This is a genomic window from Agromyces sp. GL_144 (assembly GCF_057834305.1).
In genome coordinates this window covers 124,760-150,927 of record NZ_CM174399.1, presented here as the reverse complement: position 1 = coordinate 150,927, position 26,168 = coordinate 124,760, and the positions used below count along the sequence as shown (strand labels likewise).

Annotated in this window: 23 protein-coding genes and 1 pseudogene; 10 read left to right on the top strand and 14 right to left on the bottom strand. The window is 69.2% G+C overall.

Translation table 11 applies throughout. The features are described 5' to 3' along the window. Window positions 1-129 precede the first annotated feature (129 nt). Window positions 130-1,137 carry a LacI family DNA-binding transcriptional regulator gene (locus AC3IPY_RS00675; RefSeq protein ID WP_489188392.1) on the top strand — a complete coding sequence of 336 codons (1,008 nt, stop codon included), beginning with the start codon at window positions 130-132 and terminating at the stop codon, window positions 1,135-1,137. Next, window positions 1,134-2,120, top strand: coding sequence for a PfkB family carbohydrate kinase (locus AC3IPY_RS00670; RefSeq protein WP_489186072.1), 987 nt, complete (start codon window positions 1,134-1,136; stop codon window positions 2,118-2,120). The genes AC3IPY_RS00675 and AC3IPY_RS00670 overlap by 4 nt, the downstream gene beginning before the upstream one ends. Before the next feature lie 251 nt (window positions 2,121-2,371). Here AC3IPY_RS00670 and AC3IPY_RS00665 read toward each other — a convergent pair whose 3' ends face one another. Continuing rightward, complete coding sequence (locus AC3IPY_RS00665; RefSeq protein WP_489186071.1) at window positions 2,372-2,548, bottom strand: hypothetical protein; 177 nt, start codon at window positions 2,546-2,548, stop codon at window positions 2,372-2,374. Window positions 2,549-2,643: 95 nt separating this feature from the next. On the opposite strand from AC3IPY_RS00665, the gene AC3IPY_RS00660 reads away from it, so the two are divergent. The 3 genes from AC3IPY_RS00660 to pepT all read left to right on the top strand — a co-directional run bounded on the left by AC3IPY_RS00660 (window position 2,644) and on the right by pepT (window position 7,614). Then, the gene (locus AC3IPY_RS00660) at window positions 2,644-5,838 is read left to right on the top strand and encodes a GH32 C-terminal domain-containing protein (protein WP_489186070.1); all 3,195 of its coding nucleotides are present in this window, start codon (window positions 2,644-2,646) and stop codon (window positions 5,836-5,838) included. A 224-nt stretch (window positions 5,839-6,062) separates the two neighbouring features. Next, a complete protein-coding gene (locus AC3IPY_RS00655; RefSeq protein WP_489186069.1) occupies window positions 6,063-6,212 on the top strand; it encodes a hypothetical protein in 150 nt (49 codons plus the stop codon). 94 nt (window positions 6,213-6,306) lie between these two features. Further along, entirely contained in the window at window positions 6,307-7,614 is a 1,308-nt protein-coding gene (gene pepT, locus AC3IPY_RS00650) for a peptidase T (protein WP_489186068.1), read from the top strand. A 197-nt stretch (window positions 7,615-7,811) separates the two neighbouring features. Here pepT and AC3IPY_RS00645 read toward each other — a convergent pair whose 3' ends face one another. Both AC3IPY_RS00645 and AC3IPY_RS00640 read right to left on the bottom strand, forming a co-directional pair. Then, a complete protein-coding gene (locus AC3IPY_RS00645) occupies window positions 7,812-8,303 on the bottom strand; it encodes a glutathione peroxidase (protein ID WP_489186067.1) in 492 nt (163 codons plus the stop codon). 291 nt (window positions 8,304-8,594) lie between these two features. Beyond that, window positions 8,595-11,762, bottom strand: coding sequence for a helix-turn-helix transcriptional regulator (locus tag AC3IPY_RS00640; protein ID WP_489186066.1), 3,168 nt, complete (start codon window positions 11,760-11,762; stop codon window positions 8,595-8,597). A gap of 157 nt (window positions 11,763-11,919) precedes the next feature. Here AC3IPY_RS00640 and AC3IPY_RS00635 point away from each other — a divergent pair, with 157 nt between their 5' ends. The 3 genes and pseudogenes from AC3IPY_RS00635 to AC3IPY_RS00625 all read left to right on the top strand — a co-directional run bounded on the left by AC3IPY_RS00635 (window position 11,920) and on the right by AC3IPY_RS00625 (window position 13,509). After that, on the top strand, window positions 11,920-12,444 hold the full coding sequence (locus tag AC3IPY_RS00635; protein WP_489186065.1) for a LysM peptidoglycan-binding domain-containing protein: 525 nt from the start codon (window positions 11,920-11,922) through the stop codon (window positions 12,442-12,444). A 4-nt stretch (window positions 12,445-12,448) separates the two neighbouring features. After that, complete coding sequence (locus tag AC3IPY_RS00630) at window positions 12,449-12,835, top strand: hypothetical protein (protein ID WP_489186064.1); 387 nt, start codon at window positions 12,449-12,451, stop codon at window positions 12,833-12,835. 82 nt (window positions 12,836-12,917) lie between these two features. After that, window positions 12,918-13,509: pseudogene (locus AC3IPY_RS00625) on the top strand (recombinase family protein). A 32-nt stretch (window positions 13,510-13,541) separates the two neighbouring features. Here the strand turns inward: AC3IPY_RS00625 and AC3IPY_RS00620 are convergent. The 6 genes from AC3IPY_RS00620 to AC3IPY_RS00595 all read right to left on the bottom strand — a co-directional run bounded on the left by AC3IPY_RS00620 (window position 13,542) and on the right by AC3IPY_RS00595 (window position 16,323). Beyond that, entirely contained in the window at window positions 13,542-13,808 is a 267-nt protein-coding gene (locus AC3IPY_RS00620; RefSeq protein WP_067873295.1) for a Txe/YoeB family addiction module toxin, read from the bottom strand. Then, the gene (locus tag AC3IPY_RS00615) at window positions 13,805-14,053 is read right to left on the bottom strand and encodes a type II toxin-antitoxin system Phd/YefM family antitoxin (protein ID WP_489186063.1); all 249 of its coding nucleotides are present in this window, start codon (window positions 14,051-14,053) and stop codon (window positions 13,805-13,807) included. Before AC3IPY_RS00615 ends, AC3IPY_RS00620 begins: the two co-directional genes overlap by 4 nt. Before the next feature lie 125 nt (window positions 14,054-14,178). Beyond that, window positions 14,179-14,568, bottom strand: a complete 390-nt coding sequence (locus tag AC3IPY_RS00610) for a hypothetical protein (protein WP_489186062.1) — start codon at window positions 14,566-14,568, stop codon at window positions 14,179-14,181. A 141-nt stretch (window positions 14,569-14,709) separates the two neighbouring features. After that, window positions 14,710-15,240 carry a hypothetical protein gene (locus tag AC3IPY_RS00605; protein ID WP_489186061.1) on the bottom strand — a complete coding sequence of 177 codons (531 nt, stop codon included), beginning with the start codon at window positions 15,238-15,240 and terminating at the stop codon, window positions 14,710-14,712. Between the two features lie 52 nt (window positions 15,241-15,292). Continuing rightward, window positions 15,293-15,724: a hypothetical protein gene (locus AC3IPY_RS00600; RefSeq protein WP_489186060.1), complete on the bottom strand. Its 432-nt coding sequence runs from the start codon at window positions 15,722-15,724 to the stop codon at window positions 15,293-15,295. 161 nt (window positions 15,725-15,885) lie between these two features. Next, on the bottom strand, window positions 15,886-16,323 hold the full coding sequence (locus AC3IPY_RS00595; RefSeq protein WP_489186059.1) for an SRPBCC family protein: 438 nt from the start codon (window positions 16,321-16,323) through the stop codon (window positions 15,886-15,888). 1,339 nt (window positions 16,324-17,662) lie between these two features. On the opposite strand from AC3IPY_RS00595, the gene AC3IPY_RS00590 reads away from it, so the two are divergent. Next, a complete protein-coding gene (locus tag AC3IPY_RS00590) occupies window positions 17,663-18,652 on the top strand; it encodes an HIRAN domain-containing protein (protein ID WP_489186058.1) in 990 nt (329 codons plus the stop codon). A gap of 176 nt (window positions 18,653-18,828) precedes the next feature. Here AC3IPY_RS00590 and AC3IPY_RS00585 read toward each other — a convergent pair whose 3' ends face one another. The 4 genes from AC3IPY_RS00585 to AC3IPY_RS00570 all read right to left on the bottom strand — a co-directional run bounded on the left by AC3IPY_RS00585 (window position 18,829) and on the right by AC3IPY_RS00570 (window position 21,163). Then, the gene (locus AC3IPY_RS00585) at window positions 18,829-19,059 is read right to left on the bottom strand and encodes a hypothetical protein (RefSeq protein ID WP_489186057.1); all 231 of its coding nucleotides are present in this window, start codon (window positions 19,057-19,059) and stop codon (window positions 18,829-18,831) included. Between the two features lie 143 nt (window positions 19,060-19,202). After that, complete coding sequence (locus AC3IPY_RS00580; protein ID WP_489186056.1) at window positions 19,203-19,427, bottom strand: hypothetical protein; 225 nt, start codon at window positions 19,425-19,427, stop codon at window positions 19,203-19,205. A gap of 593 nt (window positions 19,428-20,020) precedes the next feature. Then, the gene (locus tag AC3IPY_RS00575) at window positions 20,021-20,245 is read right to left on the bottom strand and encodes a hypothetical protein (protein ID WP_489186055.1); all 225 of its coding nucleotides are present in this window, start codon (window positions 20,243-20,245) and stop codon (window positions 20,021-20,023) included. A gap of 159 nt (window positions 20,246-20,404) precedes the next feature. Further along, complete coding sequence (locus tag AC3IPY_RS00570) at window positions 20,405-21,163, bottom strand: pyridoxamine 5'-phosphate oxidase family protein (RefSeq protein ID WP_489186054.1); 759 nt, start codon at window positions 21,161-21,163, stop codon at window positions 20,405-20,407. Window positions 21,164-21,240: 77 nt separating this feature from the next. Between AC3IPY_RS00570 and AC3IPY_RS00565 the strand changes: the two genes are divergently transcribed. After that, window positions 21,241-22,869, top strand: a complete 1,629-nt coding sequence (locus AC3IPY_RS00565; protein WP_489186053.1) for an aminotransferase-like domain-containing protein — start codon at window positions 21,241-21,243, stop codon at window positions 22,867-22,869. Window positions 22,870-22,999: 130 nt separating this feature from the next. Here the strand turns inward: AC3IPY_RS00565 and AC3IPY_RS00560 are convergent, their stop codons facing one another. Then, window positions 23,000-26,116: an efflux RND transporter permease subunit gene (locus AC3IPY_RS00560; RefSeq protein WP_489186052.1), complete on the bottom strand. Its 3,117-nt coding sequence runs from the start codon at window positions 26,114-26,116 to the stop codon at window positions 23,000-23,002. Between the last annotated feature and the right edge of the window lie 52 nt (window positions 26,117-26,168).

Below are 26,168 nucleotides of genomic sequence, written 5' to 3'. Positions count from 1 at the left end.
CCCACACCGCACATTGGAGATCGAATCGTGACACCGTTGTCAGAAACGGACGCAGCGTCAGCCGATCGCGCAGCGGCGCGGGCCGACGATCTCGTCTCGGGCGATGCCCGCTCCCGCGCCCGGCCGACCATGCGCCATGTCGCCACGCTCGCGGGCGTCGGCGTGAAGACCGTCTCGCGGGTCATCAACGGCGAACCGAACGTCTCGGCGGCGACCATCGCGAAGGTGCTCGCCGCCGCCCGCACGCTCGACTACGAACCCGACCTGCACGCGGGCAACCTCCGTCGCGCCGACGGGCGCACGCGCACGCTCGGGCTGCTCGTCGGCAGCGTCGACAACCCGTTCGCGGGCGCCGTGCACCGGGCCGTCGAGGACGCCGCCCTCACCCGCGGCGTCTCGGTCTTCGCCTCGAGCCTCGACGACGACCCAGAGCGCGAGCAGGCCGCCGTGTCGGCCTTCCTCCGCAGGCGGGTCGACGGGCTCATCCTGACGACGGTGTCCGAGAGCCAGGCCTACCTCGCCCCCGAGCTCAGGCGAGGCACGCCCGTCGTGTTCGTCGACCGCGAGCCGGCCGGCATCTCCTCCGACTCGGTCGTGAGCGACAACACCGCCGGTGCTGCGCTCGCGACGCGGCATCTCGTCGACCACGGGCACCGGCGCCTCGCGTATCTCGGCGACCGCAGCGACATCCGCACCGCGCAGGAGCGACGCCGCGGCTTCCTCGACGAGCTCGGCCGCGCCGGCATCGCGACGGGCGAGGTGCCCATCATCGAGGGGCTCCACGACGAGCAGACGGCGAAGCAGGCGACGCTCGCCCTCTTCGACGCCGACGAACCCCCCACGGCGATCTTCAGCGCCCAGAACCTCGTGACCATCGGCGTCATCCGCGCACTGCGCGAACTCGGTCGCCATCTCGACACCGCCCTCGTCGGCTTCGACGACGTGCCGCTCGGCGACCTGCTCGAGCCTGGCGTGACGGTCGTCGCGCAGGACCCGCACGCGATCGGCCGCATCGCCGCCGAACGCGTCTTCGCCCGCCTCGACGGCGACGAGTCCCCCGCGGAGCGCACGATCGTGCCGACGCGCCTCATCGAGCGCGGCAGCGGCGAACTCCCTCCGCGAGGCGGCGGTCGATGACGGCGGGACGCGCATCCGAGGCCGCGAGCGCACCATCGCCGACGGATGCCCCGCGCCGAGTGCGCATCGCCGTCGTCGGCGACGCGCTCATCGACGAGCTCCGCGGCCCGTCGGGCACGCGCGAATTCATCGGCGGTGCCGCGCTCAACGTCGCCGTCGGGCTCTCGCTCCTCGGCGAAGAGGTGACACTGCTCGCGATGGTCGGCGACGACGAGCCCGGGCGACGCATCCGCGCCTACCTCGACGACTACCGGGTGCGACTCGTCGCGAGCCCGTCACCGCTCGGAACCTCGCGGGCGATCTCCGACCGCACCGAGGGCGGTGAGCCGAGGTACGAGTTCAACGCCGCCGCGCAGGCGAGGCGGCTCACGTTCGACTCCTCCGCTCGAGCCGCACTCGACGACGCCGACCTCGTCGTGGTCAGCTGCTTCCCGTTCGACGACGCCGAGCAGTCCGCGGCACTCCGCGCCGCCATCGGCCGCCCCCGCGAACGGCTCTTCATCGACGGCAATCCTCGGGCCGGCATGATGCGCGACCGCACGGCCTTCCTGCGCGGCTTCGAGCAGCTCGCGAGCGAGGCGCTCCTCGTCAAGGTCGGCGACGAAGACGCGGCGCTCCTGCTCGACGCGCCGCTCTCGGCGTTCGTGTCGCGGCTGCACGGTGCGGATGCCTCGGGGCCGGCCGACGCCCGGGGCCCGGCCGTGCTCGCCACCGCCGGACGCGACGGCGCCACCGTGCACCACGGCTCGATCGAGGTCGGAGCCGCCATCGTCGACCTGTCGGGCCCCGTCGTCGACACGATGGGCGCCGGCGACGCCACGCTCTCGGCGATCGTGCATCGCATCGCGACCGACGGCGTGCCGGCGACGGATGCCGCATGGTCGTCCGCCCTCGAGGAGGCCATGACGATCGCCGCGGCCACCGTCCGGAGCGAGGGCGCGCTCCTGCGCCGCCCCTCGGAGGGGCCCGTGCTCGCGAGCTGACGCCGCGCGAGCCGCCCACGCCACGAGGGGCATCCCTCGCCGCCCGCCGTCCGTCGTCCGTCGTCCGTCGTCCGTGCAGGAACGGATGCCGGATGTCCTTGCCGGATGCGTCCTGCCCGCCGCGCCCTGCCGGATGCGCCCGGCCCGACCAGGACGAAATGCAGGAGATCGAGCGCCATCCCTCGCCTTGAACGCCCGAGAGCCCCATTTCTCCGACATTTCGGAACGGCTGCCTCCGCGGACCCCGTCCGTCACCTCGACCACGCGGCATCCGCCCACCCGACGACGCAGCGCCGCCACGCGGCATCCGCCCACCCGACGACGCAGCGCCGCCACGCGGCATCCGCCACCGCGACGACGCAGCGCCGCCACCCGGCATCCGCCACCGCGACGACGGAGTCCGGCCACGTGGCATCCGCCCCTTGCATTGTCCGCCGGACACTGCGTAGCATCGCGCCCATCACCGATTGACAACGATGTCAGCATGGCATCGGCACCCGCGCAATGAAGGGCGAATCACACGATGACGACGATATCAAGACGCCGTACGGCGACCGCGATGGTCGCGGCGCTCGCACTCGGCACGACGCTGGTCGGGGCGCAGCTCCCGGCCGCGGCCGCCGAGGCGCCGGGCGGGGAACCGTACCGGCAGGCCCTGCACTACTCCCCCGCGAAGAACTGGGTCAACGACCCGAACGGGATGATCTACTACAAGGGCGTCTACCACCTCTTCTACCAGCACAACCCCTCGGGCGATCAGTGGGGCAACATGTCGTGGGGCCACGCCACCTCGCCCGACCTGGTGAACTGGACCGAGCAGCCGCTGGCCATCGAGAACACCGACACGGAGTTCATCTTCTCTGGCTCGACGGTCATCGACTGGAACAACACGAGCGGCTTCGGCACGGCCGACAACCCGGCGATGGTGGCGATCTACACGAGCGACTACCGCAACCACCCGATCTACGGCGCCCGCGAGGCCACGTCGCTCGCCTACAGCCTCGACGAGGGCCAGACGTGGACGAAGTACGAGGGCAACCCCGTCGACGACCGCAATCGGCGCGACTACCGCGACCCGAAGGTGTTCTGGTACGGCGACCAGGAGACCGGCTACTGGGTGTCGATCACGGTCGAGGCCGACGCGAACCGCGCGGTCATCAACCGCTCCGACGACCTCAAGCACTGGACCGAGCTCAGCGTGTTCACCTCGGCGTCGCTCGGCGGATTCTGGGAGTGCCCCGACCTCTACCCGATCGCCCTCGACGGCGACGAGTCGCAGCAGAAGTGGGTGCTCGCCCTGAGCACGCAGGGTTCGCGCCAGTCGTACCTCGTCGGCGACTTCGACGGCACGACCTTCACCGAGGACCCGGCGCCCGCCACCGAGATCCCCGAGGGCGACACGCTCTGGGGCTTCGACGGCGGCGACTACGACGGCTGGCAGATCGAGAACGACCCGCTCAGCACCGCCGGCGGACCCTTCGGTGCGGCACCGGCGACCGGCACGCTGCCGCAGCAGAACGCCGTCACCGGATTCGCGGGCACCGGCTACGTCAACAGCTACCTCGGCACCGACGCATCCATCGGCAGCGCGGTCTCCCCGGAGTTCACGATCGACCGCGCGTACCTCAACTTCCTCGCGGGCGGCGGGTACCACCCGCGCGAGGAGGGCACCGGCAACGGGCTCGCACCCGCGGGCAGCACTCCGATCTTCGACTTCGAGCTCCCCGACGGCGAGACGCTCGCCGACCAGGGGTGGACCGGAACCGGAGACCTCGACCCCGTGCACCAGCCGGCCGCCCCGCACACCGGCGAGAACGTGGCATGGGGCTTCGGCGGCACCGGGTTCCTCAGCACGTTCTACTCGCCCGACGGCTCCGACGCCCGCAAGGGCACGCTGACCTCGCCCGAGTTCGAGATCACCTCGCCCTACATCGACCTCAAGGTCGGCGGCGGCGACGGTGCCCAGCTCGCGGTGCAGCTCCTCATCGACGGCGAGGTCGTGAAGAGCGAGACCGGCAAGCGCAACCACCTCACCGACTGGCGCAGCTGGGACGTCTCGGCCTATCGGGGCGCGACCGCGCAGCTCCGCGTGGTCGACGACAACGCCGGCGGCTGGGGCGCCATCTGGATCGACGACGTGGTCGCGGCGGATGCCCCGGCGCAGCCGCGCTCGACCGAGACGACGATCAACCTCGTCGTCGACGGCGAGACCGTGCGCAGCACGACCGGCAAGGGCCGCACGGGCGCCGACACCGAGGCGATGAACTGGGAGCACTGGGACGTATCGGAGTTCGCCGGCCGCACCGCCCGCATCGAGGTGCTCGACAACAACCGCGGCGGCTGGGGTCACATCACGGCCGACCAGTTCATGCTGAACGACGCGGCGGTCGCCCCCGTCGTGCGCCTCGACACACGCCGTCTCGACTTCGGCGCCGACAACTACGCCGCGAGCAGCTTCAACCCCAACGAGAACCCGAACGGCGAACGCCTCTTCGTCGGCTGGATGGGGCAGGCGTTCTCGGCCCCGACCTCGCCGTGGCGCGGCAGCTTCACGATGCCGCGCGAGCTCGCCCTCGAGACGGTCGACGGAACGCCGATGATCGTGCACTCGTTCGCGAAGCAGCTCGAGAACTACGAGAAGCACGCGTTCGCCGTCTCGCGCGAGGGCGTCGAGGTCTCCGGCGAGACCGCCGTGCCCGAGGCATCCGGCGTGCAGCAGCGCATCCGCATGACGCTCACGCCCGGTGACGGCCAGTCGGGCATCACGGTGCGCGGCGCCGACGGCAAGGGCACCCGTATCGGCTACGACGCGGCGACGCACTCGGTGTTCATCGACCGGTCGAAGTCGGGGCTCATCCCGTCGGACCGCTTCAACACCCCGTCGAGCACGCCCGTGCGCCTCATCGACGGCACGGTCTCGTTCGACATCCTCGTCGACACGGGCTCCGTCGAGGTGCTCGTGAACGGCGGCGAGCAGGCGTTCTCGGAGTTCATCTACCCGGATGCCTCGCAGACCGGCGTCTCGCTGTTCTCGACCGAGGGCACCGCGACCGTCGACTCGGTCTCGGTGACGCCGCTGTTCCGCGGGATGTACCCCTCAGAGGAGCCGGGCGCCCCGGCCTCCGACGACGGGGCGACGGCCGCTCCCGCGGTCGGCGTGCTCGCGTCGAACAACGGATGGGACACCGGCCTGCAGGACGGCGACTTCGACATCACCATGAACCTGTGGTGGGGCGAGAACGCGAGCCTGTTCCGCCTGTACCGCGACGGCGAGCTCGTGCACACCGAGCAGCTCGACGCGGCGACGCCGAAGGCGCAGCGGGCGACCGCCGCGGTGCGGGGCCTCGCCAACGGCAGCTACGAGTTCGTCGGCGAGCTCGTGAACTCGAAGGGCGCGACGGTGACGAAGCCGCTCACCGTCGAGGTGCGCGACGCGAACCCGGCCGCGCCCGTGCTCAGCCACGACAACTGGGACGGCGACGGCAGCTACAAGATCGCCGCCAACCTGTGGTGGGGCCAGAACGCGACCTCGTACGCGTTCCTCGAGAACGGCGAGATCGTCGACGAGGGCACGCTCACGGCCGCGACGCCAGGGGCGCAGCGCGTGACGCTCGACGTGAAGGGCAAGGCCAAGGGCTCGTACGAGTACACGGTCGAGTTCCGCAACGCGGCCGGCGCCACGACGAGCGCGCCCATCACGGTGAAGGTCACGAAGTGACGGCCTCCTGAATCCTGGTCGCGGCGCTGCTGACCGCCGCGACCATGGAGCGAGCGGATGCCTCGGGGTGCACATGCCCTCGAGGCATCCGTCTGCTCGGGGCATCCGCCGTTCCGGGGCATCCGCTGCACCGCGGCATCCGCTGCTCTGAGGCATCCGCCCTATGATCTGCGCGGCCGATGAAGGAGAATCGACAGCACCCTCAGCGACGGACCGGGAGCGACATGCACGAGCCAGAGCACCACGATCACCACGTCTCCCATGAGCGCTACGACGAGCTGAAGGCCGACTACTGCCGGCGGTGGGGGTTGCCGATCTCGCCCGGCGAGAAGGCGCACGTGCACGACGACGAGACCGAGCCCGAACAGCCCTGACGAGAGGGCGCGCGCCCGAGGCATCCGTCGCCCTGCCGGCATCGGCCGCCCCGCGGCATCCGCCGGCCTCGGGTCGCTGTGGCAGGCTGGAACGATGGCCGACGCAACGCCCGCTCCGTACACCTCCAACCTCGCCGAATCGCTCGCCGCCGAGCTGCTCGAGCGCTTCGACCGCTACGTGCGCGTCGGCACGCAGTCCGATCGCGACAGCGAAACCTGGCCGAGCTCGGCGCGTCAGCTCGACCTCGCGCGCGTGCTCGTCGACGACCTGCTCGCGCTCGGGCTCGACGACGCCCGCCTCGACGAGCATGGCTACGTGTACGCGACCCTGCCCGCGACGATCGACCCCGCCGACGCGCCCGTGCCCGTCATCGGGCTCATCGCGCACATGGACACCAGCCCCGACGCACCGGGCGACGGCGTCGAGCCCCTCGTGCACCGCGCCTACGGGGGCGGCGTCATCGAGCTGCCGCGCGGGGGCACGACCCTCGACCCCGAGCACATGCCCGACCTGCGCGACCACGTCGGGCACGACCTCGTCACGAGCTCGGGCGACACCCTGCTGGGCGCCGACGACAAGGCGGGCGTCTCCGCGATCCTCACGGCGGTCGCGCATCTCGTCGCCAACCCCGACCTGCCCCGGCCGACGCTGCGCCTCGCGTTCACGCCCGATGAGGAGATCGGCAAGGGCGCGCACCGGTTCGACGTCGACGGGTTCGGCGCGCTCTGCGCGTACACGGTCGACGGATCCGAGCTCGGTGAGCTGCAGGACGAGACCTTCTCGGGCGCCGAGGGCATCGTCACGATCGAGGGCCACGAGGTGCACCCCGGCTTCGCGACCGGCAAGCTCGTCAATGCGGCCCGCATCGCGGCCGAGATCGTCGCCGCGCTGCCGGACGACCGCACGCCGGAGCGCACCGCCGACCGCGAGGGCTTCATCCACGTCTACGAGGTGCAGGGCGGCGCGGCGCACGCCGTGATCCGCACGATCCTGCGCGACTTCGACGACGAGCTGCTCGCCGAGCACGGCGCCCTGCTGCGGCGCACCGTCGAGGAGGTCGTCGCCCGAGAGCCCCGCGCCCGCGCCACCGTCGTGATCACCCCGCAGTACCCCAACATGCGCAGCTACGTCGACGAGTTCCCGCAGGTGACGGATGCCGCGGAGCTGGCGATCCGCGCCGAGGGGCTCACGCCCCTCAGGTCGGCCGTGCGCGGTGGCACCGACGGATCTCAGCTGAGCGCCATGGGCCTGCCGACGCCGAACCTGTTCACGGGCGGGCACGAGTTCCACTCGGTGCGCGAGTGGGCGTCGGTGCAGGAGATGGCCGCCGCGGCGGCCACGGTCGTGCGCCTCGCCGAGGTCTGGACGACGCCCGAGTTCCGCGGCGCCACGCGCGGCTGACCGGGGCCGCGCCCGCGCCGCTCACCCGCCTGGCCGCCCATTCGGGTTCGCCGTGCAGAAGAATGAGCGCGATCACCGATGTCCCGAGACAGAACACCCGCTGCGGGACGACATGGCGCCCGATTTCCTGCACCTCGACGCGGACGCGGCGGCGGCCGGCCGGCTCCCCGTGCGTCGGCCTTCCCGGCCGGCGCCGCCTACACCGAAGCGGGCAGCGCCGCCTCGATCGCCTCGATGACCTCGGGGGCATCGGGCTCGGTCTGCGGGCGGAACCGGTGCACGCTGCGGTCGGCGCCGACGAGGAACTTCTCGAAGTTCCAGGTGACCCGGCCGGCCTTGCCGGAGGCATCCGGAGTCTGCTTAAGCTCGGTGTAGAGCGGATGCGCCTTCTTGCCGTTCACGCGCACGCGATCGACGATCGGGAAGGTGATGCCCCACGTGGTCGAGCAGTACTCCTTGACGGCGTCGTTCGTCGAGAGCTCTTGGAGGAACTGGTTGCTCGGGAACCCGATGACCGTGAACCCCCGATCGCCGTACTGCTTCTGCAGCGCCTCGAGCTTCTCGTACTGCGGCGCGAGGCCGCAGCGCGACGCGACGTTCACGATCATCACGGCCTTGCCCTCGTAGTCGGCGAGCGATGCGGTGCCGCCGTCCATGGTCTCGAAGGGGATCTCGTCGAGCGTGGTCATGGTGCCTCCGGGCAGGTCTGGGAACGGATGCTTCAGTCACCTCTCACGCTACGCCCGCGCGGGCAGGGGTCGGCCCGTCCGCAGCGAGTTCACAGCGCGATTCGAGGCGTGGATGCCTCGAGCCGCGCGTCGCCCGCGCCACGTGCCGCTTCTGGGGGCCGCCCCTGACGCGCCACGGCCTTTTGCCGGAACGGCCACGCTTCTCGACAGGGCCTGATGGGCGTGGCGGCGGCAAAGGGTCGTGGCGCGAGCGCAGACGGGCTCCAGCGCGTGCGCAGGCGCGGATACGACTCAGCGCAAGGCCCCCGCGCGGTACGCGGCCTCGGTGCGGGTGGACGCGCCGAGCTTGCGCAGGATCGCGGAGACGTGCACGCTCGCGGTCTTGCCGCTGATGTAGAGCCGCTCGCCGATCTGCCGGTTGCTGAGCCCCTCGGCGATGAGCTCGAGCACCTGCCGTTCGCGCGCCGTCAGCTCGTCGACGCCGGCCGCGACCTCGACGGCGTCGGAGGTCGGCGAGTCGGCGATGCCGGCGGGCGCATCGGCTTCGCGAGCGGATGCCGCGGTGCGAACGGCCGCCCCGCCGCCCACGCCCTCGAGCGCGATGCCGGCGACGGCGGCGACGCGCTCGACCCGGTCGGCGACGGCGGTGACCCCGCCGGCGAGCGCGTGCTCGTGCGCGTCTTGGAGGGTGGCCCGTGCCGATTGGCGATCGCCGACCGCGAGTTCGGCCTCGGCCCTGCGGAGCCGGGCGTAGGCGCCGAGGTATCCGGCGGCGTTCGGCAGGGCGGCGAGGCGGATGGCCTCGGCCCAGGCCGCGGCATCCGTTCCGGGAGCACGACCGGAGGACGAGCCCTGCGAGCCGGACGCACCCGGTGAGCCGGACCCACCCTGCGAACCCGACGAGCCCGACGCCTCGGCCGAGCCCGAGGCGTTCGCACCTCCCGCGGTGGCGAGTTCGGCGTCGAAGAACGCGCGCCACAACGCGGCCGTCGGCCAGAACGAGAGGCGATCGAAGAGCTCGAGCACGCGCGGCACGGCGGCATCGATCTCGCGGTCGAGCGCCTCGGCGGCAGCATCGGCGACGCGGCCCCGCGCGGCGGCGATGACCCGGCCGGCGACCCAGAGGAACGGCAGCGCGTAGCCCGGCGGCAGTGCCCGCGGGTCGTCGAGCATCTCGAGCACCTCGCGCCAGGCTCCGTCGAGGTCGCCGAGGGCGAGGTCGAGCTCGGCCCCCAGCCGGCCGATGCCGAGCTTGGTCTGCATCTCGGCGGCCATGACCCGTGCAACCGACGGGCGGATCGCGCGGTAGAGCGCGACGGCGCGGTCGAGCTCGCCACGCCAGAGCAGGCTCCAGATGCGAGCACGGTTCAGGTAGACGGTGAACGGCATGGGCGGATCGAGCGCGAGCGCTCGTTCCGTGAGCACGTCGGCGCGCTGCCACTCGCCGAGGGCGAGCAGCGGGTCGACCGCGTTGGAGGCGAGGATCACGCCGGAGCTGCGCTCGAGCCCGAGCCGCCTGGCCTGCTCGAGGCCCTGCTCGGCGAGGCGCACGGCCTCGTCGAAGTTGCCGATGAGGTACTGCATGTCGGAGGCGTTGACCCAGTAGCGCAGCCGCGTCGCCGGATCGCCCTCGGCGAGCTCGCCCGATCGGTCGAGCAGCGCGAGCCCGCCCTCGACGTCGCCGTTGTTCGCCCGGCTGATGCCGGCGATGTTCGTCGCGGTCGAGGCGTAGCGGGTGCTGCCCAGGCGTTCGGAGACGGCGAGCGCCTCGTCGGCGACCCTGCTCGCCTCGTCGAGCCTCGACTCGATCATGAGCCGGCCCGAGAGCGCGATGAGCACGGTGGCGCGCAGGTCGTCGGAACCCTCGTCGCCGAGGGCCTCGAGCGCCTGCTCGAGCAGCGGGATGGACCCCGGCCGGCCGACGTTCGCGAGGTGCATGCCGGTGTCGCGCAGCAGGCGGGGATACTGCGGGTCGTCTGGCGGGCATTCCTGCAGCGCAGCCCTGATGAGCGAGAGACCGCGTTCGGCCTCGCCCGCGTTGCGCAGGTAGGACGCCGTGCGGCCCATGAGCTCGAGCTTGCTCATGCCCGCCGTGGTCTCGGGATCGGGCACCACATGCCAGAGTCCGATCGCGCGTTCGCCGAGCTGGGCGGCGGACGCGTACGCGGCGGCGGCCCTGGCCTCGGCCATCGCCCTGAGCGTGGCCGGGAAGGCCCGCACCGCGTCGTTGGCGCCGAGCCAGTGGTAGGAGATCTCGGCGGCCAACCGCCTCGACCCCTGCGCCGCAGTCTCGTAGGCGGCCGCGTAGCGCGCGTGGAACCGCGCCCGTTCGCCCGGGAGCAGGTCGGCCTGGATCGCCTCGCGCACGAGGGCGTGCCGGAACGCGTAGTCGTCGCCCTCGATGGTGAGCACGCCGCCGAGCACGGCCTCGCGGGCCGCGGCGTCGAGGTCGAAGTCGTTCGCCTCGCCCTCGCGCACCGCGACGAGCAGTGCATGCGGCACGCGAACGCCGCCGATGGAGAGCAGGCGCAGCAGGCTCTGCGTCGGTTCGGCGAGCCGCTCGTATCTGGCCAGCAGCAGGTCGCGCAGCGTCTCGGGCACCTCGGAGTCGTCGCTGCAGCCGTCGAGTCCGATGAGCTCCTCGATGAGGAACGGCACCCCGTCGCTGCGGCGCACGACCGCCTCGACGCCTCGCTGCGCGGTCGCCGTCTCGGGCCGCAGGGATGCGACCATCGCCACGGCGTCATCTGGGCTCAGCCGGGCGAGCTCGTGCCGTTCGACCCACCGGTCGCGATCGGCCTCGGCGAGGAACGCCCGCACCGGGTGCCCGCGCGTGACGTCTTCGCTGCGGTAGGTGAGCACCGTGAGCACCCGACTCGAGCCCAGTGCGCGCATGAGGAACCGCAGCAGGGCGAGGCTGGCCGCGTCGATCCAGTGCAGGTCTTCGATGACGAAGACGATGGGCTGCTCGCGCGAGAGCGTCTCGAGCAGCACGGCGATGGCCTCGTGCAGCTGGCTGCTCGCCGCGTCGCCGCGCACGGGCGTGCCGGCCGGCCGCGCGCCACCGGCGCCGTCGCCGTCGTTCGCACCCGCGTCGTCGCCACCGAGACCCGCGGATGCCGCGAGCTCGGGCAGGAGCGCGACGAGTGCCGCCCGCCCGGGGCCGACCGCCTCGAGCACGCGCTCGGCGCCCTCGTCGACGACGAGCGCGCGCAGGGCCGACTTGACCGGGGCATAGGGTGCGGCCACCGTGCCGAGGTCGACGCACTGCCCGACGACGAAGCGCGCCTCGCCGTCGATGCGCCGGGCGAACTCGCGCACGAGGCGCGTCTTGCCGATGCCGGCCTCGCCGCCGATGATCACGGTGAACGGCGCGCCGGAGCGCACCTCGTCGAGGTGGGTGAGGAGCCCGGCGAGATCGGCGTCCCGGCCGATCATGGCCGGCGAAGACGTGGTCACCTCTTCATGCTGCCACGCACGGCCGACATCCGTTCCGGATCGCCGGAATCCCGAATCGCGCGAGGAAAGCCCTTGCGCGGATGCGGCCGATCCGTGAGGCTGAGTCGAACGGCGCCCGACGACGGGGCGCCGTTCAGCACGTCGACAGGAGGCACGGGTGGGGTCAGGCACGACGGGCAGACGGCGGCACGCGGCATCCGCGACGGCAGCCATCGCCACGGGCGCGGGCATTCTCGTGATCGCGACGGGCCTGGCGCTCAGCGCCTGCGCACCGCAGCCGGTCGCCGCGCCCGCGACCGTCACGGTCGCGGTCACCGAGACCGTGGCCGTCACCGAGACGCCGACGCCCACACCTACGCCGACGCCGACCGAGATCGCCGAGCCGCCCGCGCCCGAGCCCGACGCGCCCGAACCCGTGCCCAACGATCCCGCTCCCCCGGTGGAGCCCGGCCCGGCCTCCGATCAGGGCAGCCGCGACGGCGCCACGGGCACGCCGGTGCTCGACGAGTCGGGCATGCCGATCAACTACGTGGTGGTCGCCGGCGACAGCTTCTTCGACATCGCCCAGCGATTCGACCTGCCGCAGCAGCAGTTGCTGCGCATGAACCCGCAGATCCACGATTTCGGCGAGAACGTCTACATCGGCGACGAGATCAACCTCGACTGGACCAAGACCGGATGACACCATGCCCGTGACCATCGAACCCTGGAACCCGTGGCCGCTCGCGATCCCGATCGTGCTCGTGCTGATCGGCATCGTCCTGTCGGTGATCGGCACCCGGCGCCGAGCCAAGCCCATGCGCGAGGGCGGGTACGCCGCCTTCCTCGTCGGGGCGCTCGCGTTCGTGGCGATGACGTGGTCGCTCTCGGGCATGCACGATGCGAACGCGCGCGCTGCCGCGTTCGACTCGATCGGCCTGCACGAGGCCGTGTTCAGCAGCGACACCTCGCTGACGGGCGACGGCGAGCTGACGCCGTTCGCCTTCACGGCCGTGCGCGACGGCGAGCGCGTGAGCGGGGTGCTCGTGAACGTCGAGGGCGATCAGTGGATCGTCAAGGTCAGGGGCGACTGAGTCGACGCCGAGCACCGGCAGCGGATGCCGCGGACCGGGCGTCCGTTCGTAGGAGCGACGAGTCCGGGACGAGGCTTCGCGCATGAACGCATTACTGATCGGATACGCACGCGTGTCCACATACGAACAAGACTTCACCGCACAACGGATCGCCCTCGAGCGACTCGGCGTCGACCCCGAGTACATCTTCACCGACCACGGGCTTTCAGGAACCAACCGCACCCGACCGGGACTTCGCGAAGCCCTCGCCGCCTGCCGAAACGGCGACACCCTCGTCGTTGCGAAGCTCGACCGGCTGGCACGATCACTCCGCGACGCGAAGGACATCGTCGACGAGCTCACCGCCAAGCACGTCAAACTCAGCATCGGAGGCTCCGTGCACGACCCACTTGACCCTGTTGGGACGACTGCTGTTCAACGTGCTCGCAATGGTCGCTGAATTTGAATCCGACCTGATCCGAGCTCGAACTCGTGAAGGCATGCAGGTAGCGAAAGCCAAGGGCCGCCTTCGCGGCAAACAACCAAAACTTTTCGTTCCGCAGCAACGCCATCTGATGGAGCTCCACCACGCCGGCGCTCACACCACAACTGAGCTCGCCGAGCTGTTCAACGTCGCGCGATCTACGGTCTACAGGACCGTCCAGCGTCACGCACGGGCCGATATCAAACGCTGAGGAGGAGCAGGTCCCGAGTGAAACAGGATTCGTCAGTAGTGATAGCGGGCTTGCAGGACCGTGACGTACCGTTCATCGGCAATGTAGACGAGACGGTTGGCCTCGTCGATCCGCCGTGACCACGCTCCGGCCAGGGCATGCTTCAGGGGCTCGGGTTTTCCGATGCCTTCGAAGGGGTCGTCGCGGAGAATGTCGGCGATAATCGTGTTGATCCGCTTGAGTGTTCGACGATCTTGGGTCTGCCAGTAGAGATAATCCTCCCAGCCCTCGACAGACCAAGCCAGGTTCCGGTCACTCAAGATTCGAGGAGATGGTGCTCGACGACGTCGCCTGCTCGAGCCTGCTCCATGGCGCTGAGGAGCCGCCGCGCGTTCTCAGGTGAGCGCAGGAGGTAGCTTGTCTCGACGAGGGAGTCGTACTCGTCTTTCGACATGAGCACTGCGGAGCCTCGCTTCGACGTAATCTCGACCTCGGTCTGATCGAGGTTCACGCGCTCGATCAGGCCGAAGAGATCGCGCCGGGCTTCGCTTGTCGTGATAGCCATCATGCCTCCAAAGTGGTACCACTTATCGTACCACTCCGATCCGCAAGTCGTCGCTGGGTTCGATCGATCATCCGCAGGAACGAGAGGAGCCAACCGATCCCCGCCCGTCGCCCGCAGAGGATGGCTCAGCGCAAGAGGCTTACGGGGAGTCGAACCTGCAAGTCCGTGCCGTTCACCTGACTGAACGCGTGGATTGTGCCGATCTCGGCGAGACCGATTGTCGCGTCTCGGTAGTGGACCACGATCGCGTCCTCCCCGACCGTGACGCTGTCGGCTTCGTAGTTCGCCTGAGTACTGCTCGACCACTCGAATACGTGGGCTGTGACCTTCTCATGAAAGCGCACACCGAACCGCTTGCCGCCGTTGCCATCAGGTCCGTAGTAATCGACCCCGTAGCCGAAGTATTCGACTAGTTCTACGTCAGCAGCCTCTCCAAGACCCCACGTGACCGTGACCGACCGCTCATCTTCTTCCACGAGCACCGACGTGATGAGGCGTGGCTGGACGGTAGTCATGGTCAGACGATAGCGGTCGAATCGGTCCGCAGGGCACGAGGCCCCAGTCTCGGCCGTTCGTCTTGAAGGTGCGTCTGTGAACGCCCCAGGCGGCCCGCGTACCGAACACGAGTTTGTGGCGGGGTGGTGGGTCTCGGGGTGTCAGTCGAACGCCGACGTGTCCCACACGTAGCTGGCGAGCGTGGAGGCCGCGAGCATGACCGCAATGACGGCGTTGATGCGGTTGTACTGTCGGCGGGTCGCTGCGTGAGCGGTGACGTTCCGGTGGAATGCCGTGCCCCGGTGGTCCAGGCCGAACTTGCCCGCCATCGACGAATTGACCGCGACCAGCGAGAGTGCGATCCTCCACCCGTGCCCGACCAGCCAGTCCTGCCGCTCAGGATTCAGGATGGCGCCCTTGTTCAGCTGCCGTTCCGGCGCGCTGTACTGCGAGATCGTGGTGTCGAGCACGTTCGTCGCGAGGGCCTGGCCGGCCTCGGTATGGCCGGCACGTATCGCGCGGATGGCGGCGCGGATCATGTCTACCATGAAGAACGCGCGCGGCGCCGGCAGTTCCCCTGTGACCTGTTCGCAGAGGGTGAGTATGCCTCGCCAATTGTTGCTGAGGACGCGACGCCGCGCGGCCTGATCCGGCGCGTCGAGCAGCCGCTGGATGACCGCGGCGTTCGGCACCCAGCCGAGCGGGATGCCATCTTCCAGAATGGCGCGGACGTGACGTTCGGCGTCATCGGGGTCGAGTTCGACGTCGATCCAGTTGGGTGGGACGTGCCTGGAGCGCAGGCCACGGGATAAGCCAGTCGAAGTCGAGCCCCTGGAGGATCGACGGGATCGGGATGAGCGAACTGAAGTCTGGCATCTCCCAACGCGGGACGAGCGAACTGAGGTCTGGCATCTCCCAACGCGGCATGAGGGACTGGTGCAGGTCGCTGGGAAGCAGACCATTCGCGAAGGCAGATATTCCGGTGATGCCCTGCATCTGCTTGGTCCACGCGGTCGCGTCGATCGCTGACGAGATCATCTGCTGGGTTTGAGAGTCGATCATCGACGAGAAGACCGGGCGGTCGAATAGGGCGGAGTTCTTGAACAGTGCCGACTGGGACGCGAGCATCTGATTCGCATCGTTCACGATGCGGGAGGCGGACTCTGAGAGGCCCATCGCTTCCCATCGTGGCGCCATCGACTCCGCGATCGGAGTCGCGTTCAGCCGTGGTTTCGCACGCCGCTCGGTTCCACCGACGGGCCCCCGACAGTTCCGCCGGCCACGCACGTGGCCTCACCGGCCCACATCCGGAACCCGCCGCGGCAGGATGCGGACAGCTAGCTGGCGAGGATGCGGTCCAGTTTTGCGAAGGTACGTCGCCATCCTTGTGCGTAGTCGTGATCCGACCTGCCGCGGAGTTCGCCGTGCACGAAACGCATTCGTGTTCCGGTTGTATCCGCCGCGAAGACCACATTCACTCGTGACGGGCTGTTGGTTTCGCTGAGCCACGACCAGGTGAACTCCAGTTCGGTCATTTCCTCGACGCGGAGGTACTCGCCAGTGCAGGTATGCAGGTCACCGCTGGAATCTTGGAATGAGATGACGAAACGGCCGCCTGGTCGCACGTCGAGCGCTGCCGATGTCACGACGCCGTCGGGGTCCGAGCCCCACCAGCGACGCACGACCGCTGGATCCGTCCATGCGTCCCAAACGGTTTTCTGGACAGCATCGAAGTGGTGATGGACTGTGATCGATGATGCGGGTTCCTCAGCCATGTGACGCATGCTATCGCCGCGGTTCCCCACCTGGCTTACCGGAGGCGACATAGCTAATCGGCCGTCATTTCTTCACGAGCTCCTTGGCGAGCAGCGAGATCAGTGGGAAGCGCCCGCGGCGCCGCTAAGTGACGATTTCGGTCTGCGGGTGCCGGCTGAACGCGCGGACCCGCCGTAGAGCGACGAGACGACGATCCGGACCAGGATGCTGACCGCGCCAGAACATGGCCTCGCAAGGATCCGTTTCCGGGCGGCCGATCACCTGCCGTGTGATGGGATGATTTCACCTCGCCGAAACGCCCAGTGCGACAACATTGCAGAATGAGCCCTCGGTTCCCGCTGCTAGTTCTCTCCGGCATGATGATCAGCGGCGGCGTGGCCCTCATTCGGTTTCGCGGTCCGGTGGCGCGTTGGTTTGCTGAGCAGCATGGGACAGTCCTTGGCCGCCCGAGATCTCGCTCGGCTCGCGCCTTCAATGCGTCGACCTTGTCCTTTGCCGGATGCGGCTGGATCGGGATCGGAGTCCTCGCGCTCACGCTCTTCTTCGCTCGAGCGACGTAGCCGCCTGGATGGCTGTCCTGGGCGGGCTCTTTTCGATTCCATTCGCCGGCCGTACGGAAGCGCCGAGGTTGATCTCGGAGATATGTGAGGGGTTGGTTGGTTCTGGACATGATCAACGCGTTCGTTGAGCTCGCTGCCGGGATCGTGGCTCTGGTGGTAGCGCTGCTGCTCTTCTTCAACCGGGATGAATATGCCAGATGAACGGAAGTGCGGCTCCACCGCTTGCCTAAGCGTGTCGGCGAGACGACCGTGTTGGACTCGACTCCGCGGACGTTCGCGTTGGTGTTCATTTTTCTCATGGTGCTATGCGTCGGGCTCATCGTCGACGCGACTCGACAACTCCTAGTGGGCTGAGACACGGACATCACGAGCCAGCCCGCAGACGGATCCGCGTGGGTCGCCGATCCAGCGTTGTCGGGTCTTGCCAACAGGCAGATCGACCCGCCCGTACAGAATTTCGCGGTCGTGGATTGCCGGGTCGTGTTAGGTGAGCGTCCGTCTGGTTCGGCTCGGCCTCGTTCCGCCTTTGATCAAGGCGGAACCGATAGCCAGGTGCACAACGGTGACGCGCGGGCAGGCGTTGCGAATCAATTCTTGAGATCCGACAGGGTGATTTCGCTGACCTCGACCGCCCTGCGACGAGATAGTCCGCCACTTCGATGAGCGTGAGCTTCCGCGGCTGGCGCCGGCAAACGCCTACCCCCGCCTTGGGGGGCCCCCGAGCTGAACGCGGCGAGTAGGTTCCGAGTGGGCCGTTCCCTACGAGAGGAGCCCATTGGTGGATTACCCAATCGCAAAACCGGGCATGTACCCGTCAGTCGAAATTGCCGGCGAGGCATGGCGCGAACGCGAGATCACGGCCGCAGTTGGTCGATCTCCTCGAAAAGACGAGGAGATCGAGGTCACCTTGCTGGCTGCGCTCGTGCCCGAACCGGATAATCCTCACGACCCCAAAGCAATCTCAGTTCGAATCCACGGTCACGTCGTCGGGTACATCGAGCGCGACGAGACTCGCAAGTATCTCGCAGACGTCAACAGGATTACCGCTTCCGGCCACACGCCAACCACCGAGGCCCGCATCTGGATGGTTCGCCGTGAGCACTGGGAAGGCGGGGAACGGTTTCACTCTCGCATCTCACTCGCCCTGCCATACGAGGGCGGGCTCGATATTCCTCGCAACACGCCCCCAGACGCGAGCTACACGATCTTGCCGTGGGGCGGCGGGCTACAGGTCATCGGCGAAGAAGAACATTTCGCTCAACTCAAGCCGTTCATCACGAAGTCCGCCCGCGACCTCATACTGGTCACCCTGCATCGAGCTGAGAAGCAACTCAAGAGCGGCCCCGTCCGCGAAATTGTGGAAGTACGACTCGATGGGGAGCGTGTCGGTGAGCTTTCTCCAACAACTTCGCGTCATTTCCTCCCCACGATCGATCACACGACTGCCCGCGGCGCCTTCCTCGCCGCCTACGCCGTGATCAAGGGCTCCCAGTTGACCGCCGAGGTCGTCATCCAGGGCACCAAAGCGACGGAGGTCCCGACCGAATGGCTTGACGGAGAATTCGTCAACCTCCCGGTGTTGCTTCCTCAGGCCGGCCAGTACGACATTCCATCCGCATACGTTCCGCAACCAGAGCAGCCTGCGAAGGCCAAACGGTCCAGTCCGAAAGCCGTCGCAGAGCCTGCAAAGGCGGGCTGCGCAGGTGTACTCGTCCTGCTGGCATCGGTCACAATGATCGGAGTCACCGCGACGAACTATCTCGCGTAGTGCCGACAGCGGATCCGCCAGCATGCTGGAGGTCGGAGGCGAGACCGGCCGGGCGAAGCTCTACTAGCGAACGTCAGCGGATACGTGGTTGACCTCGAAGTCGACTAACTCTCCCAGCGCCCGCAACCGGATCCGCATCCGCGGTAGGGAGTCGCTGCTGAGTCGCGGCGGCGAAGTCACAAGCTTCGGAACGCCATGATCGCCGCGATCAGCCCAATCAAGCAAGTACCAGCACCGACAAAAGCGATCACTCCCGGCCTTGAGCCCTTCGCGACCGCGACTCCTGGGCGTCCCAAGCAGGTCAATAGATCCTGATTGAGTTTCGCGATCGTATGCCGCCAGATGATCACCACCAGTCCGCCAATCAGGCAGACACCGGCGAACACGAAGCTCAACACATCAGTCATCCCTGAGCCTCTCCCAATCGAGCCTTGAAATGCCCTGCCGCTGAGAACTCGATCCAGGCAGGCAGAGCGTATCCAATCCAACCGGCCCATCTCGAGGATGCATACTCAAAGCGCGACCGAGACAGTGCTCGGCAGTGGATCGGTCAGCGGCGATCTGTGTTCGAGCCTAGGTCGCTGAGCCAGCCCCGAAAATCCTCTATCCCGTGAAGGTACTCAGCTTCGTTTACCTTGAGATCGGCTCCGCTCAGCTCCTGTAGAGCACGCCACACGGTCGGATTGTCAACGTTCGGGTCGGGCTCGACGATCCAATTCGCCGCCCAATCGGCGGCTTGCTCTCTTGTCCACCGGCCCGAGATGAGGTCGAGCATTGTCTTGCGTACCAGCTCCAGATCGGGTGCAGCGTGTGGCGGCAATTGTCCTCCAGCCTGAGCGACCTTCAGCGTGAATGATTATTTATTTGGTTGAGGCTAGTCGCGGCGAAGACAGTTGCGGACCTAATCAGCCCGATAGCCGGTGGGGCATTGGGGCGTGAGTCGACCGTCGAAGTGAAGACGCTGGACCCGGCGAGCGAGGGCCCGTTTACCCTGCCCGATGAAGACGCCCGCACGGGCGCGTCTACTGCACCGCCACGATCGGCTCATCTAGGGATTCCGCGGAAGGCGGCAGAATGCCATCGGCATGCACACTGCCGTGGAAAATGCCGTCCTCGCATGAGGTCTCCACGAACCGCACCGCTCAGATTCCCAAGCAAACGTCCTTTTGGACACGCTGATGACAAGTCCAGCGGGAATTGGACATTTGCTACGGGAACCTACAGCGCGCCTTGGCGAAGAGCGCGACCGTGTCGACCCAGTCGAGTGTCAGGTGTTCGGTGACGTAGGTGTCGGCGCGCCCGGTGGAATCGGGGAGGCACGCAACGACGAGGCCTGAGCCGTCAGTGCGCTGGGCTGGATCGCGGAGGTCATCGCTTCGAGCGTACGAGAGTCTGCGACTGCGTGACCCCGTCGGCGGCATCCGCTTCACGGATCGTGCGGAGCACGGTGCGGGTGATGGCCGCGCCGAGCACGATCGCTCCAAGACCGAGGATGCCGAGGATCCCGAGTGCGACGCCGGCAGGCACGTGCACTCCCCCTCGGCCGCCGCTGCCGACGGTGGCGGCGAAATCCCACCCCAACCTGGACATCATGACAGGCAGCCGAGCCAGAGCAGCACACCGACGCCGGCGACGAGGGCGCCGGCACCCCACGCCGTGCGCCGATCAGGGGCGCGTCGTTCGGGCATGCCTTCATTCTGCCGGACCAATGGCTGCCCGGCTGCCCGGCTTCCCGGCTGCCGGGCTGCCGGCTCAGGCCGGTCCTCGGTGCCCTTCGAGCGGCGCCGTCAGAGCCGACACCGAGGGCGGCAGCGGGGTTCCCGCCGGCGTGAGGGCGGATGCCTCGGGCGCGCCCCATGCCCGCCCGAGCGGCACGACGCCCGCCCAGACCGCGTGCTCCTCGCCGTCATCGGCCGCCTCGGAGGCGCCCGCAGCACGCGCCTTCATCACGACGTCGTCGAGACGCAGCCGCAGCACGCGCGTCGCGGCGACCTCCTTGCGGGTCATCGCCCGCACCTCGGCCGGGCGCCCGGGCATCAACCGCTCCGAGAGCGCGAGGAGCGCGGCATCCGTCTCGGCCGGATCGACCGGTTCGAGCACGCCGTAGACGACGGCGCTGCGATAGTTCATCGAGCTGTCGAAGAGCGAGCGGGCGAAGACGAGGCCGTCGAGGGCGGTCACCGCGAACGCGACGGTCGCGCCGGTCGCGGCCGCGCGCAGGGCGAAGCCGCCGCCCGTCGAGCCGTGCACGAGCACGTGGTCGCCCACCCGCGCGTAGCCCATCGGCACGACGACCGGCATGCCGTCGACGACGGCGGCGAGGTGACCGACGAGCTCCCCGTCGAGCAGCGCGTCGAGGGCCTCGCGATCGACGACCTGGCGTTCGGAGAGGCGGCGGATGCGGCGAGCCGGCGTGCCGGCGGACGGCGTGGCCGCTTCGGGCGGGACGGGTGTCCCGGGCGCAGCGGGAGATTCGGGCGTGGCTGAGGCGGGCGCGTCGATCGTGGTCATGTCTCGAGTGTCGCCCGCGTACTGGTCGTATGCTCAGTCCAGTTCTCGCTTGCTCGATCAAACCAGTTGGAGGCGCCATGGACGGACCGCTGCTCGTGCTCGACCGCCGCGACGGAACCGCCCTCGGCGCCCAGATCGTCGACGGACTGCGCCGCGGCATCCTCTCGGGGCACCTCCACCCGGGCGACCCGGTGCCATCGAGCCGGTCACTGGCCGCCGAGCTCGGCATCTCGCGCAGCACGGTCGTCGGCGCCTACGAGCAGCTCGCCGGCGAGGGCTACCTCGAGCTGCGCCAGGGCGCGCCGACCCGCGTCGCACCGCTCGTGGTCGACCCCGAGGCATCCGCACCGCTCATGAACGGCACGGACGGAGCGCGCGCCGCTCTCGGATCCGAGGGCGCGGATGCCTCGGGGCCGCGCGTCGTCGCACCCTCCGTCGCGCTCGACCCGGCCGGCCGAACGCCGCGCATCGACCTCCTGCCCGGGCGCCCCTCGACCGCGCGCATCGACGGTCGCGCCTGGCGTTCGGCGTGGCGGCGGGCGGCGGCAGCGGAGATCCCGGCGTGGTCGCCGCCGCCGTTCGGCCTCGCCGGCCTGCGCCGCGAGATCGCCGATCACCTGCGGCAGGCCCGCGGCATCGCCTGCACGGCCGACGACATCGTCGTCACCGCGGGCACGAGCGAGGCCGTCGCCCTCGTCGGCACTGCGCTCATCGAGATCGCCCGAGCCGAAGGCCACGACGCCACCGGCCACGGCGACGACGCCCCCGCCATGCCGGCGGTCGCCGTCGAACACCCCGGCTACCCGTCGGCTCGCCGCATCCTCGAGCGTCGCGGCATCCGCATCCTGCCGATACCGGTCGATGCCGACGGCCTCCACCTCGCCGCGCTGCAGCGACTGGCGCCGGCGCCGCAGGCCGTCATGATCACGCCGAGCCACCAGTACCCGCTCGGCGGGCGACTGCCGGTGGCCACCCGGCTCGGCCTCATCGAATGGGCGCGGGCGACCGGGGCGCTCGTCATCGAGGACGACTACGACAGCGAGTTCCGCCACCTCGGCGCGCCGCTGCCCGCCCTCGCCGCACTCGACCGGCTCAGGTCGACGACGGATGCCACGGGCGATCCGGTCTCGACCGGCCCCGAGGCATCCGCCGGCGGTGCTGCGACGATCGGCGGTGCCGCCGCCGCCCGTCCCGCCCAGCGCACCGCGCTCATCGGCAGCTTCTCGAAGGTGCTCACGCCCTGGCTCCGCATCGGATACCTCGTGCTGCCGGAGGACCCTGAGCTCCGGGGCGCGATCACGCGCATCCGCGCCGACGAACCGTGCCCGGTCGGCGGAACCGCGCAGGAGGCGATGCGCGCCTTCCTCGCCTCGGGGGCGCTGCGCCGCCACATCGCGGCCACCCGACGCGACTACGCGCATCGGCGCCGACTCGTGCACGAGGCCCTCGGCGAGCTACCGGGCGCGCCGCTCAGCGGACTCGACGGCGGCCTGCATGCCGTCGTGGGACTGGCGAGCCCCGAGGCATCCGCCGCCGTGGTCGCCCGGCTCGCGGAGGAGGGCGTCGCCGTCGCCCCGCTCGCCGACTACTCGGCCGTCTCGGGTGATGTGCGGCCCGGGCTCGTGATCGGCTATGCGGGCCCGGGCGACGCACTGCTCAGCGAGGGGCTGGCCCGCATCCGCGCGGCCGTGCTCGCCTCGGCCTGACGGGCTCGCCTCGGCCTGACGGGCTCGACCTTTTCAGGAAGGGGTGTGGGAACGCGGCGGCATCCGGCGCCTCACGAGGCCGGAACGACCCTACGCGCCCACACCCCTTCCTGAAAAGTGAATCGAGCGGTCAGACCGCGACCGCGGGCTGTTGGTCGGCGGCAGCATCGGCGCGCTTCGCGGCCCGGCGCTCACGACGGCCCTCGAAGAGCAGGTAGAGCACCGGCACGAGGATCAGCGTGAGCGCGGTGGACGAGATGAGTCCGCCGATGACCACGATCGCGAGGTCCTGGCTGATGAACCCGCTCGAACCGGTGACGCCGAGCGCCATCGGGATGAGCGCGAAGATCGTCGCCAGCGCGGTCATCAGGATGGGTCGGAGGCGCTGACGCGCGCCGTTGAACACCGCGTCGCGCACGCTCTGACCCTGCTTGCGGTACTGGTTCACGAGGTCGATGAGCACGATCGCGTTGGTGACCACGATGCCGATGAGCATGAGCATGCCGATGAGCGCCGAGATGCCCAGCGGGCGACCCGTGGCCAGCAGCAGGCCGATCGCGCCGGTCGCGGCGAACGGGATCGACACGAGCAGGATGAGCGGCTGCGCGAGCGAGCGGAACGTCGCCACGAGCAACAGGAACACGAGCGCGATGGCCACGAGCATCGCGAGTCCGAGCTGCTCGAACGACTCCTGCTGGGTCTGCGCGAGGCCGCCGATCGTCGCGTCCGTGCCTGCGGGCAGGTCGAGCTCGTCGATGCGCTGCTGCACGTCGGCGGTGACTGCACCCAGCTCGCCCTCGGCCGGGGTGACCGAGATGGTCGCGACGAGGTCGCCGTCCTGTCGGGTGATCGAGGTGGGCACCGTCACCTGCTCGACCGTGGCGAGGTCGCTCAGCGGAACGAGGCCGGTCGGGGTCGGGATCGGCATCGCCGCGAGCTCGTCGACCGTCTCGGGCGCGGGGGCCGCGTCGATGAAGATCTGGTACTGCTCGTCGTCGATCGTGACGTCGCCGACGCTCTGCGGCGACAGGATGCTGCCGACCATGCCGAGCAGGGCCATCTCGGTGAAGCCGTTCTCGAGCGCGACCGTGCGGTCGACCGTGATCTGCACGATCGGCTGCGCCGGGGCCAGGTCGCTGGCCACCTCGGTCGTGTCGGGGGTGCCTTCGAGGGCCGCGTACACGTCGTCGGCCGCATCGGCCAGGTCGGCTTCGTTCTCGGCCGTGACGAGCACGTCGACCGATCCTCCGAACCCGCCGCCCATCGCCGCGGCATCCGAGATGCTGACCTCGCCCGGGCCGTCGATGTCGGCGAGCCGGTCGCGCACCTCGTCCTGGAGCGCGGCCTGGTCGACGTCGGGATCGGTGTTCACGATGAACGTCGCCGTGCCGCCGCCGCCGCCGAGCAGGGCGGAGAAGTCGCCGCCGCCGCCCGAACCGGCCATGAGCATGACGTCTTCCACGCCGTCGATGTCGAGCAGCGCGTCCTCCACGTCGCGGGCACCGTCGGAGATCGTCTCGAGATCCGAACCGGCCTGGAAGGTCTGGGTGGCCATGATCATGTTCTGGCCGGTGCTGCCGAGGAAGTCGACCTTCAGCAGCGGCACGAGCGACACGGTGATCACCAGGAGCAGGCCCGAGGCGATCAGCGTGATGACCGGATGCTTCTGCGTGCCGCGGAGGATCGGCTTGTAGCCGCGCTGCAGCCAGGTCCTGTGCTCCTTCTGCTCAGCGGCCTCACGCACGGCCTCGGGGTCGGCGACGTCCTTCGGCTGACGGAGGAACCAGTACGAGAGCACCGGGATGATCGTGAGCGCGACGAGCAGCGACGAGAGCATCGCGATCGTGACGGTCAGGGCGAACGGCGCGAACAGCTCGCCCACCATGCCGCCGACGAGGGCGATGGGCAGGAACACGGCCACGGTGGTCAACGTCGACGAGGTGATCGCGCCGGCGACCTCGCGGACGCCCGCGAGGATGGCGTGCACCTTCGCCTCACCGTAGGAGAGGTGCCGCTTGATGTTCTCGATGACGACGATGGAGTCGTCGACCACGCGGCCGATCGCGATGGTGAGCGCACCGAGCGTGAGCATGTTCAGCGAGTAGCCGCCGAGGTTCAGCCCGATGAACGTGACCAGCACCGACAGCGGGATCGAGATCGCCGTGACGATCGTCGAGCGCAGCGACATCAGGAAGATGAGGATGACGACGATGGCGAACAGCAGGCCGAGCAGGCCCTCGATCGCCAGGTGCTGGATCGACTCCTCGATGAAGGGCGCCTGGTCGAAGACGATGGTCAGGTCGAGCCCGGTGATCTCGTCGGTCAGCTCGGTGATCGCATCGCCGACGGCGTGGGAGATCGCGACGACGTCACCGCCCTGGTTCGCGGTGATCGAGATCGAGAGTGCCTCCTCGCCGTTCATGCGGGTGATCGAGCTCTGCTCCTCGGTCACGAGTTCGACGTCGGCGACGTCGCCGATCGTGACGACGGTGCCGGGCTGCGTCTGGCTCGCCATCGGCAGGGCGTCGATGTCCTCGATCGAGGTGACCGGCGTGCCGCCCTGCACGGGCATGAGGGAACCGTTCTCGGTGACCGAGCCGACCGGCAGGGTCATGCCGTTGGCCTGCAGCGTCTGCGAGATCGACTGCGCGCTCAGTCCGTTCATCGCGAGCGCGGTCTGGTCGGGCGTGATCACGACCCGTTCGGATGCCCCGCCCGAGACCGCTGCGGCACGGACGCCGTCGATGGCCTCCAGGCGCGGCACGACGGTGTCGGAGAGCGTGCTCGAGAGTGCGGTGAGGTCTTCGTCGGACGACGACGCCGTCATGAAGATCACGGGGATGTCGGCCGTGCTGCCCGACACCAGGTCCGGGTCGGCGCCGCTCGGGAGGTTGTCGGAGATGGAGTCCAGCGCCTGCTCGACCGAGGCGCGGAACTCGTCGGCGTCGGCGCCGTACGCGTACGCGATCGACACCATCGACATGCTCGACGAGGAGGTCGTGACCACCTGTTCGACGTCGTCGAGATCGGCGATCGCCTGCGAGACGGGGACGCTCACCTGTTCGTCCATCACCTCCGGGCTGGCACCCGGGACCACGGTGACCACCGTCGTCTGCGGCAGCTCGATCGACGGGATGAGCTCCTGTTTGAGCTGGGTCATCGAGAAGACGCCGAAGCCGGCGATCAGCAGCGTGATGAGCGCGACCAACGTGCGGTTGGCCAGGCTGAAACGGGCGAGACGGAACATGGGGGCACCACCGGGGATCGAGGAGAGGACGAAACCGTGCAGGAAGGTTCGC